Source organism: Waterburya sp. (genome assembly GCF_058530065.1).
This window is the reverse complement of the sequence record NZ_JBZNBU010000012.1, coordinates 1-12,215: the sequence shown is the minus strand read 5'-3', so window position 1 is coordinate 12,215 and position 12,215 is coordinate 1. Positions and strand designations below refer to the sequence as shown.

General features: G+C 38.4%; 12 protein-coding genes. 6 read left to right on the top strand and 6 right to left on the bottom strand.

Annotated features, from left to right (window positions below):
• The 3 genes from AC33VI_RS00720 to ureA all read right to left on the bottom strand — a co-directional run.
• Positions 1-158, bottom strand: a 158-nt coding sequence (locus AC33VI_RS00720) for a GTP-binding protein (protein ID WP_491780354.1), incomplete at its 3' end; no start/stop codon positions are given.
• 78 nt (positions 159-236) lie between these two features.
• Positions 237-542, bottom strand: a complete 306-nt coding sequence (gene ureB, locus AC33VI_RS00715; RefSeq protein ID WP_491780351.1) for an urease subunit beta — start codon at positions 540-542, stop codon at positions 237-239.
• A gap of 126 nt (positions 543-668) precedes the next feature.
• A complete protein-coding gene (ureA, locus tag AC33VI_RS00710) occupies positions 669-971 on the bottom strand; it encodes an urease subunit gamma (RefSeq protein WP_491780350.1) in 303 nt (100 codons plus the stop codon).
• A gap of 358 nt (positions 972-1,329) precedes the next feature.
• Between ureA and urtA the strand changes: the two genes are divergently transcribed.
• From urtA to urtD, 4 genes are all read left to right on the top strand, one after another.
• The gene (urtA, locus tag AC33VI_RS00705; RefSeq protein WP_491780349.1) at positions 1,330-2,637 is read left to right on the top strand and encodes an urea ABC transporter substrate-binding protein; all 1,308 of its coding nucleotides are present in this window, start codon (positions 1,330-1,332) and stop codon (positions 2,635-2,637) included.
• Between the two features lie 136 nt (positions 2,638-2,773).
• Positions 2,774-3,934: an urea ABC transporter permease subunit UrtB gene (gene urtB, locus AC33VI_RS00700; RefSeq protein ID WP_491780353.1), complete on the top strand. Its 1,161-nt coding sequence runs from the start codon at positions 2,774-2,776 to the stop codon at positions 3,932-3,934.
• 24 nt (positions 3,935-3,958) lie between these two features.
• The gene (urtC, locus tag AC33VI_RS00695; RefSeq protein ID WP_491780348.1) at positions 3,959-5,122 is read left to right on the top strand and encodes an urea ABC transporter permease subunit UrtC; all 1,164 of its coding nucleotides are present in this window, start codon (positions 3,959-3,961) and stop codon (positions 5,120-5,122) included.
• Positions 5,123-5,135: 13 nt separating this feature from the next.
• Positions 5,136-5,891, top strand: a complete 756-nt coding sequence (gene urtD / locus AC33VI_RS00690; RefSeq protein ID WP_491780352.1) for an urea ABC transporter ATP-binding protein UrtD — start codon at positions 5,136-5,138, stop codon at positions 5,889-5,891.
• A gap of 725 nt (positions 5,892-6,616) precedes the next feature.
• Here the strand turns inward: urtD and AC33VI_RS00685 are convergent.
• Complete coding sequence (locus AC33VI_RS00685) at positions 6,617-8,332, bottom strand: glycosyltransferase family 2 protein (protein WP_491780347.1); 1,716 nt, start codon at positions 8,330-8,332, stop codon at positions 6,617-6,619.
• Positions 8,333-8,436: 104 nt separating this feature from the next.
• Between AC33VI_RS00685 and AC33VI_RS00680 the strand changes: the two genes are divergently transcribed.
• Positions 8,437-9,237: a DUF4079 domain-containing protein gene (locus AC33VI_RS00680; RefSeq protein WP_491780346.1), complete on the top strand. Its 801-nt coding sequence runs from the start codon at positions 8,437-8,439 to the stop codon at positions 9,235-9,237.
• 150 nt (positions 9,238-9,387) lie between these two features.
• Here the strand turns inward: AC33VI_RS00680 and AC33VI_RS00675 are convergent, their stop codons facing one another.
• Positions 9,388-9,498: an endonuclease gene (locus AC33VI_RS00675; protein ID WP_491780345.1), complete on the bottom strand. Its 111-nt coding sequence runs from the start codon at positions 9,496-9,498 to the stop codon at positions 9,388-9,390.
• Between the two features lie 282 nt (positions 9,499-9,780).
• Between AC33VI_RS00675 and proA the strand changes: the two genes are divergently transcribed.
• Entirely contained in the window at positions 9,781-11,091 is a 1,311-nt protein-coding gene (gene proA / locus AC33VI_RS00670; RefSeq protein WP_491780344.1) for a glutamate-5-semialdehyde dehydrogenase, read from the top strand.
• Positions 11,092-11,116: 25 nt separating this feature from the next.
• On the opposite strand, the gene AC33VI_RS00665 is transcribed toward proA, so the two are convergent.
• Positions 11,117-12,215 (bottom strand): AAA-like domain-containing protein (locus AC33VI_RS00665; RefSeq protein ID WP_491780343.1); only part of this gene is annotated, 1,099 nt, incomplete at its 5' end.

Genomic DNA, 12,215 nt, shown 5'->3' with positions numbered 1-12,215 from the left:
TTCTTGAGTCTGTCAGCATCTTCGGTAGTCAAAAGATCGTTAGTAACTACCGCCACTTCAATTCCCTGCTGCATCAATAGAGGGACAATACTCTCTATTAAAGCAGTTTTCCCACTACCTACAGGCCCCCCAATTCCCAATCTAGCAACGTTTTTCATTGAACATTTATCATTGAACATTAAACATTAAACATTTTTTATTCTCCCAGTCTCCCAGTCTCCTAGTCTCCCCGTCATTTAAACCTTCCCTTCCACCAGTCCATTAAAACCATAGATTTCTTTCGTACCTGCGATCGCAACTAGAATAACGGTTTTTTCGTCTCCTGGTTCAAACCTAACTGCCGTACCAGCCGGAATATTAAGGCGCATTCCTCTAGTAGCTTCGCGATCGAAAGAGAGGGCAGAATTTACTTCATAGAAATGAAAATGCGAGCCGATTTGAATCGGGCGATCGCCTGTATTAGCTACCTCTATTTCTAGGGTTTCTTTCCCTGCATTAAGTTCGATTGTCCCCGATGGGGTAATTATTTCACCTGGAATCATTTGCGATCGTTGTTTAATTATAGGTTTAGAGTTTTTAATCGAACTGCTCGTAGTTATTAGTTATTAGTTATTGGTTATTGGTTTTTTACTTAGACTACAAACTGATAAATGTTTAATGATAAATGCTCACTGAATCGGGTTGTGAACGGTGACTAATTTTGTGCCGTCGGGGAAAGTGGCTTCTACTTGTACTTCATGAATCATTTCGGGTATGCCTTCCATAACTTCATCTCGGCTGAGAATAGTCGTGCCATAGCTCATTAATTCGGCAACAGATCTACCTTCCCTCGCACCTTCCAGGATAGCTGCTGATATATAGGCTACTGCTTCGGGATAGTTTAATTTTAAGCCTTTATTTTTACGTCTTTCTGCCAGCAAGCCAACAGTAAAGATAGTTAACTTATCTCGTTCTTGAGGTGATAGCTGCATTTGCGATCTTTATTTTTGTTAAACTAAATTTAAGTGTTCCTAGTTCTTACTCCTCAATAAATCCAATTATTTTTAGGTTTTGCTTAATTTTTCTTTACTTAGTAAAATCTTCATATTCTAATTAACAATTAGCCAAACGAACCAGTACAAAAGCTCTTCAGTAATATTGGTCAGATGTTAACTGTATAAACTGTACTTTTTTTTTGTATATTTGATTTCACTTTTTTTGGTATTGCAGAGTACAATTTCTTTTCAGACGAAATACTTATGACGCTCGTAAGTAATTCTAAGTTTGCTATTAGCTTGCATAGTCAAGCGATCGCAACTGATTAAAAGAATTAATAAATATACACAGGTCATGTCACAATTCGGAAGACGTAAATTTTTACTCTATGGCTCTACAGGAGTACTAGCCAGCTTATTATTAAAAGGTTGTGCTGATGGAGGAGGCGGAGGTGATACGGCTGCCGATCCTTGTGCGGCAAACCCTTGTGCTGCTGCTTCGGGAGATGGAATTAAAGTTGGTATTCTTCACTCTCTAAGTGGGACGATGGCAATTAGTGAAACCACTGTTGTCGATGCCGAGATGATGGCTATTGACGAAATTAATGCTGCAGGTGGAGTTATAGGCAAAAAAATTATTCCCATCAAGGAAGATGGCGCATCTGATTGGCCTACCTTTGCCGAAAAAGCGGCTAAGTTAATCGACCAAGATAAAGTAGTAACTGTCTTTGGTTGCTGGACTTCTGCTAGTCGTAAAGCAGTATTGCCCGTATTTGAATCCAAAAAACATATGTTGTGGTATCCCGTTCAATATGAAGGACAGGAATGCTCGAACAACGTTTTTTATACAGGTGCGACTCCCAATCAACAGATCGAACCTGCGGTTGCTTGGTTGCTAGAGAATAAAGGCAAAGAATTTTTCTTAGTTGGTTCTGATTATGTTTTTCCTCGCACTGCCAACACAATTATCAAAGAGCAATTGGCAGCAGAAGGTGGAACAGTAGTGGGAGAAGACTATTTGCCTTTAGGTGATACGGAAGTAACTCCGATTATTGCTAAAATTAGAGCTGCATTGCCTAACGGTGGAGTAATCTTCAACAGTCTTAACGGTGATAGCAATGTTTCCTTCTTCAAACAGATGCAGGGTGCTGGTTTAACTCCCGACAAATATCCTGTCATGTCTGTCAGCGTAGCAGAAGAAGAAGTCAGACAAATTGGCCCAGAATATCTCAAAGGTCATTATGCTTCTTGGAACTACTACCAAACCGTAGAAACAGAACAAAATAATAAATTTGTCAGCGATTTCAAAGCTAAATACGGTGAAGATCGAGTAACCAACGATCCGATGGAATCTGCCTACATCATGGTCTATCTATGGAAACAGGCAGTAGAACAAGCGGGTACAACAGACCTTGAAGCAGTTCGTGCAGCAGCAGTAGGGCAATCTTTTGACGCACCTCAAGGAACAGTCGAAATGAAACCCAACCACCATATTTCTCAAACCGTGCGTTTGGGACAAGTAAGAGATGACGGATTATTTGACATAGTATGGTCTACAGAGGGATCTCTCGATCCTATTCCTTGGAATCAATACGTAAAAGAAACTAAAGGTTTTGCTTGCGACTGGACAGATCCAGCAAAAGGCGGCAAGTATAAAGCCTAAGCAATCAATGAACAATGGATAATTGATCGTTGACAATTAGCAGTTGCTTTATTTATTAGGGTGCGTTTCATAATTATTGTGACGCACTCTATAGTATTTTTATTTCTAATAAATATTGATTGATAAATTAAGAGATGTGTCTACATTAATTGAAGGTTTATTTAACGGTTTAAGTATTGGTTCTGTCTTGCTCATTGCAGCTTTGGGGTTAGCAATTGTTTTTGGATTGATGGGAGTAATCAATCTAGCTCATGGAGAATTGATGATGCTAGGGGCTTATGCTACTTTCGTCGTCCAAAATATTTTTAAGCCTCTGGGAGAACCTTGGTTTAGTTTATATATTATTGTGGCAATTCCCATCGCCTTTATTGTTTCGGCAATTATGGGGTTAATTTTAGAACGGGGGGCGATTCGCTTCCTCTATGGCAGACCTTTGGAAACTTTGCTGGCAACTTGGGGAGTCAGTTTGATTTTGCAACAGTTTGTTCGTAGCGTTAGCTGGCTATTATTTATGTCTATTGGTGTATTTTGTCTGCTGTTTTTTGGCGGGATGAAATTACTTAAAAGCCGTTTAAATTGGGAGAGAATTAAAAATAGAGCGATCGCATTATTGTTAGTCTTGTCTTCAGGAATTGCGATCGCTTTTTATTCTTTGTTAGGTAATAATTCAGTTTTAACCAAACCTTGGTTTAGTGCTAGAAATGTGGACGTTACCGCTCCCGCTTGGTTAAGAGGTGGTACTGATGCCTTAGGTTTTCAGATTCCCTACGTGCGTTTGTTTATTATTGTTTTAACTATTTTTTGTTTAATTGGGGTTTATTGGTTTTTACAAAAATCCACTTGGGGTTTGAAAATACGGGCAGTGACTCAAAATCGCACTATGAGTTCTTGCTTGGGTATCCCTACCGATAAAGTAGATGCGCTGACTTTTGCTTTGGGTTCGGGTTTGGCAGGAATTGCTGGTTGTGCTGTCAGTTTGCTGGGATCTGTTGGACCAAATACTGGACAAAACTATATTGTCGATACCTTTATGGTGGTAGTAGTTGGCGGCGTGGGCAATCTTTTGGGTACGATCTTGGCTGCACTGGGTATTGGGATACTTAATTACTTAATTGGTTCGGGTACTATAGCTTTGATGTTAACTAATATGAAAGCACCCCAAGCTTTATTGGATTTCTTCTTCTTTTTTGCTACTAGCAGTATGGCAAAAGTAATGGTGTTTGCCTTAATTATCACTTTTTTACAAATCAAACCTGCAGGATTATTTCCCCAGAAAGGAAGAACGGCAGAATTATAAGCAATTAATAATGAGTAATTAATAATGAATAGTGAAACGGGAATTAAAATTAAGCAAAAGAAAAAGAGGAACAGAATAATTGAGACGGCAATTATTGTGGCATTGGTTATCGTTATGGCGGTAATTTTGCCCAGTATTATACCTGCTTTTAGATTGCGTCTTATCGGTCGATTTTTATCTTTAGCAATTGTGGCGTTGGGTATCGATCTGATTTGGGGCTATACAGGTTTATTAAGTTTGGGTCACGGTATCTTTTTTGCCTTGGGCGGTTATGCCCTAGCGATGCACCTCAAATTGCAAATACCCGAAGGGCAAATACCAGATTTTTTTACTCTTTATGGGGTTAGAGAATTACCTTGGATTTGGCAGCCGTTTTATTCTTTTCCCGTCACTATTTTGGCTTTAATTATTATTCCTGGAATTGTGGCAGGACTAATTGGCTATTTAGTATTCCGCAATCGCATCAAAGGGGTATATTTTTCAATTCTTACTCAAGCTGCTTTATTAGTTTTTTATAACTTTTTTAACGGTCAACAAAAATTAATTAACGGCACGAATGGCTTAAAAACAGATACAGAAAAAATATTTGATGTTTTAGCTAGTTCGGCTAACGTTCAACGTACCTTTTATATTATTACTGTTATTTTATTAGTTCTCGTTTATCTTTTATGTCGTTGGTTAACTAGCGGACGTTTTGGTCGTCTTTTGGTAGCAATTAGAGATGACGAAACTAGGGTCAGATTTTCTGGTTACGATCCTACAGGATACAAAGTATTAGTATTTGCCATCTCAGGTGCGATCGCAGGAATTGCAGGGGCATTATATACAGTGCAAACGGGTATCATTACCCCTAGCATTATGCGAGTTGCCTTCTCGATCGAAATGGTAATTTGGGTAGCTGTAGGAGGTAGAGGTACGTTAATCGGCGCGATTATTGGCACGATGTTAGTACGTTTAGCACAAACATTTTTAAGCGAAAGTTTTCCCGAAATTTGGTTGTTTTTTCAAGGGGCATTATTCCTGATTGTCGTAACAGTATTGCCCGATGGCATTGTTGGTTGGTGGACTGGTTATGGTTGGGATAAATTGCGATCGCTCTTAGGTTTGAAACCAGAATTAAGTACTTATCCTAGCTTGTCAGAAGATCCAGAAGTAGAAAAAGAACGTCAAGAATTGGAAGGTAATTAATAATTAGTAGTTAATAATGAGTAAGATTTTAGAAATTGAAAATTTAACTGTTAGCTTTGATGGTTTTAAAGCTCTCAATAATCTCAATTTCAGTATGGAAACTGGGGAATTGAGAGTAATTATTGGTCCTAATGGTGCGGGAAAAACTACCTTTTTGGATGTGATTACGGGCAAAGTTCAGCCCACTCAAGGTAGAGTATTATTTAAAGGCAAAAACCTCAAAAAAACTCCCGAATTTAAAATTGCTCGTTTGGGTATCGGACGTAAGTTTCAAACTCCTAGGGTATATTTAAACCTAACTGTTAGAGAAAATTTAGATTTAGTTTGCAATCAAAATAAAAATGTTTTTTCTACACTCTTTAGTCGCCCTAATAAAAATGAGGCTAGAACCGTCGGGGGTTTATTAGAAACTATTGGCTTAGATTCTAAAGCCAATCTCTCGGCTAATTTACTCTCTCATGGGGAAAAACAACGCCTAGAAATCGGGATGCTAGTCGCCCAATCTCCCGATTTACTACTAGTAGACGAACCCGCCGCAGGGTTAACCGACGAAGAAACCGAAAACGTCGGCGCGCTATTACTATCTTTAGCAGAAAGCCATTCGATTATTGCGATCGAACACGACATGGAATTCGTGCGTCAAATAGCCAACGACAAGGTAACAGTATTGCACCAAGGGTCATTGCTTTGTGAGGGGAAAATGGATGAAGTGCAAAACGATCCCAGGGTAATCGAAGTTTATTTAGGAGAAGCACCAGATAGTGTTTAGATAGTGTTGTAATGATTTATAATTTCTACCAACAGGCATGATCTTGATCGAAGCTTAAAATCTTTAAATAAATTCGACTTTACCTTTCATATCGGCAGATTCTAGTAACTCCCAGAGCAGAAGCAGGTAAAACAAACTCATCTATTGCGATCGATGGCTTATATTCATAAATATTCAATATTTTTAATTGCCAATAATAATTAGCCATAAGAAAATCTATAAGTTTCATCTCTATCTAAAAATCCTGTAAAATGTTAAGCGATCGAGAAGTATAGTGATTTTTATAAAACTCTTTGATTCTTTAGCTTTTGAACCGACTAATAACTAATAACTAATAACTAGGGCGCAGCCCTTTATTAGATTGAATAATTTACAGTAAATAATTTAGCTTTGATATTTAATTATGACCTCAGTGATTTTGCTGTCAAACTAATTATATTATTTATAATTTATTCTATAGATACTCCAGATATGTCCCCAGATAAAAGGCAACCATAAACAATAAGTTTCAATATCGGTTAAATTCCAGTCTTTGTTCCCTAAAGCTTGACGATAGGGTAAAACAAAATAGATAAAAGCTGACAGACTAAGTAACTTTATTCCCCAATTTTTTGTTCCGACAGCAAAAGGAAATATCCAAGTAAAATACCAACCATGAATTATGGGGGAGATTATTAATAAAGCTGCAAAAAAGTTTAATACAAATTGTTGTATTTTTTTAAGCTTTAATAGTAAAAAAAAGTAATCAAACCTAAAGGAATAGTAAAAATACTATTAGTTTTGATTGAAGGTTGCCAAATTTTAGCTAGTAAGTGAGGGAAAAATTCAGCACTACGTCCGTGACTGACAAAAGTAGAACTAGTAGGAATCAGAGAGCAACTATCGCTATTACAAAAGACTAATGCTGATAGGCATATAGGAAGAATTCCGATCGCCATAACTATAATTGCTGTTTTAAGGTTAGTCTTTAATAAAGCCATCCAACTTAAAAATCCTAAAATAGGCAAAGAAATCCATTTGACGGCAATACTAATACCAATTAGTAAAGACTGAAGAATCAAGAATAAAAGATTATCGGATGTTTGGCGATCGCTAATAATCCAAGCAGCAACTAAAGGAAGAATAAACCAACTATCATAATGCCCTCCTCCCGCAAAAGAATAAATTACTAGAGGATTCCAAGCATAGAAACTCGTCTCAAGATAGCTAAATTTTTTGGTTAATAGCCAGCAAGTCAATAAATCGGCGATCGCAAAACTAGTTTTAAATAACAAAACATGAGGAGAAATTGCTGCTAACCATTTAAAACCTAGTTGGGTAATAGGAGGATAAATTGCCGATACACTGGGATGATTGATAAGCGATCGCCAGGGAGTAGCCAAATAGTCTAATTCCACAGCATTGGGGGCATATTCGTAGGGACTAAAACCCTGATTTTGAATATATCCTTCCCATAGATATCGCCAGATATCATCTCCAGGATACATAAATAATAAAATTAGGCGGGTGGCAATTGCTACTAACCAAAACCACCAGAAATTAAGGGATTTTAAATTCCCAGAAAAAATAAATCCCAAGCACATTATGCCCATGCCATAACCAAAATTAATTACATTCTCTGGTTGGCGAAAATCTCCATAGGGCAATGCAACGATCGATCCCAGAATTAATAAAAATACGGTCAGCCAAAGAAGTAGAGAGTGGCGGGGTGACGGGGTGAGTCTGGAACAATATAGTTTACCCAAGGTAGTTAAAATAATCGTACCTGCTTGCCAACTGCCCGAAATAGTGCCAGAAATCTTGGATTTTCCTCCCTGTCGGGGGCGATAGTTGACAGGAATTTCGCAAATCTTTAGTTTTTCTTCGATCGCTCTGACTTGCATTTCTACCGTCCAACCAAAACCCCGATCCTGCATGGCAATTTTGTCTAATGCCGATTTACGAATCAACCTCAAAGGTCCGAGATCGTGGAATTTATATCCCCAGCCTAAATAAATCAATAAACCTGCCAAACCGTTGCCAAAATGTTGTACGGGAGTCATGACTGCTTTACCAGCAGAAGTTGCCCTTCGATCGCCTAAAATGAAATCGTATTGCGATCGCAAACTCAAAAATTCGGGCAAACAACTCAAATCGTCGCTACCATCCCCATCACAAAACAAAATCCACTCAATTTCTGGGGGAATATTTTGCAAACCTCGCCAACAAGCCTGCCCGTAACCCGCAACAGATTCGTAAAATACCTCTGCGCCCGCCTCTCGCGCTACCTCCGCACTGCGATCGCTACTGCCATTATCAATGACTCTAATTTTACTCAAACCGAATTTTTGTAAATCTCGAATGACTGTAGCAATTGTTACTTCCTCATTACGTACGGGAATAATTACTAAAATAGTATTCAAAGAAGTATCAACAAGTTGTCTTGCAGGCTGGTAGCACATTTTTAAGATTATGAAAAATTCAGTTATTTTTAATAATTGTGCTTTAACTTGCTGAGAGGAGATTGAAAAATCTATAAACTAATTAAAAAATTTCCGTAAATACTATGAACCCAAATATATGGATGGCAGCAATGCTGCCTCAGAAGTATCTGGCTTTTACCCATTTAGGGACTCAAGATTTGGTTGCCTTGATTCATCCTGCATTAGTAGTAGCTTTTGTCTTTCCTATGATTGGAGTAGTGACTAACTTTGCTTGGCAAACTCGCCAGCGTCGTTTAGATGCTAAGAAAAATAAAGGTAAAATTTCTCCCACCGTTGGTAGAGATCACGTCAAAATCGGTAAATGGCTTTCCAGTAGCGTGGTGATCGCTTCCTTAATTGCGATCGCCTATTCTATTGTCTATAAAAGCTTTATTAAAAATAATCTCTGGGAAAAGAATAATCCCCAAGCCATCTTAATTCTTTTATTATTCGCTGCTACCATTGCTTCTCTGATTCTCTTATTAAAGGCTAAACCCAAACTCTGGCGGGGGGTTTTTGCCACCATGACAGGAATGGGATTAATTATCCTCGGAAGTCAAGATGGAGTCTGGCGATTGACTAAAGAATGGTATTGGTCTCATTATTACTATGGTATTGCCGTATCATTACTCATGCTATTTTCCATTGCCATTGTGGATGATATATATCGCGATCGCACTAATACTTGGCGTAACGTACATATCGTACTTAATTGTCTGGCATTGTTATTATTTATCGGACAGGGAGTTACTGGATCGAGAGATCTTTTAGAAATTCCTCCTGTCGGCAAGAAAAAGGCTACGATCGAGCAAATAGCACCAGTTAAAACTGCCCAATTAAGTAATGCAGTTTATCGCTCGCCTCAAATTCTGGATGAAGATTGAGTCTTATTTGCAATCCGAAGATGAGAAATTAAAAGAGTTTTTAGTAGTTAGTAGTTAGTTTTTAGTTCAATTAACTAATAACTAACCGAAGGTTAAATTCCAGATCCTAATTGAGATCTGGAATTTTCTTATTGATTCAGCAGTCTAAGTTTAATAGTCCTTTTCATTCGCGTAGTATGCCCAAGTACCAATGCTAATAGCAGCTAGGTAGCCAACAAGCAATACACCAATTAGAGCTAATGCGTATGGAGGTAAAGTCATGGTTGTTCTCAATCCCGTTTATTTTTTGCACCATTAACTTAGCGATATTGTCAAGTGTTTTCAATAATTATTAACGATCCCCAGGAATTGTAACATCGTGCAATAAAAAACTCAGATTAGGTGGTTTCACTGGATACCTTATTCTTTAATTTCATTGACAGACAAACATCCGAAAAGGCACAAAATTACCAATTTGAAACTCTATCTTTTTATGAGAATGAAAGTTAAGAATAATAGCTAATTTGATAAAATAATCCGTACTTTAAAAGATCGGTAATAAGTATGGTCATCTCTGAGGTAGCATCCCCTTCTCTAATTGAAATTGCCCAACAAACTCGCCTTGCAGCTAGCAAACTAGCCATATTATCCACAGAAGCGAGAAATACTGCCCTAGAAATGGTGGCACAAGCTCTAATGGCAGCTAAAGCGGAAATACTAGCAGCGAACGCAGCAGATTTAAAAGCAGCAGAAGCAAACAATATTGCTCCCGCACTATATGCCAGACTCAAATTAGGAGAATCTAAATTAGAAGCGGCGATCGCTGGGGTGAGAGATGTGGCTAAATTAGCAGATCCGATCGGAGTCAGCCAAATTCATCGGGAATTAGATGAAGGATTGATCTTAAAAAGAGTTACTTGTCCTCTAGGAGTGTTAGGAATAATTTTTGAAGCTCGTCCCGAAGCTTTAATTCAGATTACCAGCCTGGCAATCAAATCGGGCAATGGAGTGATCCTTAAAGGTGGTAGAGAAGCCATAAATTCTTGTCAGGTATTAACCAAAATAATTCGCCAAGCTTTAGAAGCTACGGAAGTCGATCCTGCTGCGGTGCAACTATTAACTACCAGGGAAGAAATCAAACAGTTACTAGAATTAGATAAATATGTCGATTTAATTATTCCTAGAGGCTCTAATTCCTTCGTTCAATACGTACAGAACAACACTCGCATTCCCGTATTGGGTCATGCCGATGGTATCTGTCATCTATATCTAGATAAAGCAGCAGATTTAGATAAAGCAATTAATATTACCGTAGATGCCAAAACCCACTATCCCGCAGCTTGTAATGCGATCGAGACTTTATTAGTCCATCGAGACATTGCTGCCGAATTCTTACCTCCCATAGCTACAGCACTGACTAATGAAGGAGTAGAGTTGCGGGGAGATGAAGCAACCCAAAAAATTATTGATGTTAAAGCAGCTAAAGAGAGAGATTGGCAGGCGGAATATAGCGATTTAATTTTAGCCATTAAAATAGTAGATTCTTTAGATAGTGCGATCGCTCATATCAACCAATACGGATCGAAACATACCGATGCGATCGTTACCGAAGATTTAGCCAATGCAGATATCTTTCAAAACCAAGTAGATGCTGCGGGAGTCTATCACAATTGCTCGACCCGTTTTGCCGATGGTTTTCGCTATGGCTTCGGGGCAGAAGTAGGCATTAGTACCCAACAAATGCCCCCCAGAGGACCTGTAGGTCTAGAAGGTTTGGTTACCTACAAATATAAAGTTACTGGTAACGGTCATATTGCTGCTACCTACACTGGATCGAATGCTAAACCCTTTACTCACCGAAATATTAGTTATTAGTTATTTATTACCTAGTACCTACTACCTAATCATTCAGGCGATCGCGAAAATATTTTAGATATAAACTACAACTGGGAATGGCTTGGTTTCCTTGAAGAGTGACCAATCCGAGACTTTCTAATTTGAATGCTTGCACTAATTCTAGTTCGATGGGATCGATCGCTTGTAAAACTAGATTAAATGCCGATGCTAACTTAGGATTTTGTTCGAGAGTCCATAGCAGTCTTTGGAGGTGATTGGCATAAATCCCCACTCCATCGATCGCCCGATCTAATAGTTTTGCTAGGGAAATATCTTGTTGCCAGAGAGAATATAATCCTAGTTGTACTAAATAGGGCTGTCCGCTAGTAATAGCCATTAATTTTGACGAACATTCTCTAGACCAATTTAGAGCGTATTTTTCAGCTAGTTTTTCTATTTGCTCTTCATCAAAAGGTTTCAATTCAATCGGCAATCCCACATTAAAAGGAGATTTATTCGTATTCAGGGGAATATATACTTCTGTAGAATGAGCGACAATCAAACGCAATTGCTTCCAAATATCGCGATTTTTTGCCTGTTCGTGCCAAGTTCTCAGCAAACCAAAAAACTCATCGGCAAGTTCGGGATAATCAAACAATCGATCTACGTCATCTAAAGCTAGAACTAATGGTCGATCCGTTTTCGCTAATAAATATTGCTCGAAATAAATCTTGCAACTAATTTTGCTGCCAAATAATTCGTCCCAATAACCAGATATGCGATTGGGTAGGTGCATTCCCAAACCAACACTAGCACTAAACCATTGCAGGAATTTGTCTAAACTTTGCAACATATCTCGATCTGCCAGGTTCATGCTCAAGAATACGGTCTGACAGCCTTGTTGTGCTGCACGATCTAAAATTCTGACCATTAAGGAGGTTTTACCCATTCTACGGGGGGCTTTAATTCTAATGAGCGAACCCGATCGCAATACCGTTTGATAACAATTAGTTTCGACAATCGGGCGATCGATATAAAAGGATGAATCTAAGGGTACTTGTCCTTCTGGTAGAGTCGGTTCTTCTTGGATAAGATTTATCTTGTTAGTTGTCTGTTTTTCGGAGTTTGCCAGTAGATTTTGTTTGGCATTGTCGCTCCCTTGG

Coding starts and splice junctions, on each gene's coding strand:
- ureB (WP_491780351.1), bottom strand. CDS start 542: ATGATTCCAGGTGAAATAATTACCCCATCGGGGACAATCGAACTTAAT.
- ureA (WP_491780350.1), bottom strand. CDS start 971: ATGCAGCTATCACCTCAAGAACGAGATAAGTTAACTATCTTTACTGTT.
- urtA (WP_491780349.1), top strand. CDS start 1,330: ATGTCACAATTCGGAAGACGTAAATTTTTACTCTATGGCTCTACAGGA.
- urtC (WP_491780348.1), top strand. CDS start 3,959: ATGAATAGTGAAACGGGAATTAAAATTAAGCAAAAGAAAAAGAGGAAC.
- AC33VI_RS00685 (WP_491780347.1), bottom strand. CDS start 8,332: ATGTGCTACCAGCCTGCAAGACAACTTGTTGATACTTCTTTGAATACT.
- AC33VI_RS00680 (WP_491780346.1), top strand. CDS start 8,437: ATGAACCCAAATATATGGATGGCAGCAATGCTGCCTCAGAAGTATCTG.
- AC33VI_RS00675 (WP_491780345.1), bottom strand. CDS start 9,498: ATGACTTTACCTCCATACGCATTAGCTCTAATTGGTGTATTGCTTGTT.
- proA (WP_491780344.1), top strand. CDS start 9,781: ATGGTCATCTCTGAGGTAGCATCCCCTTCTCTAATTGAAATTGCCCAA.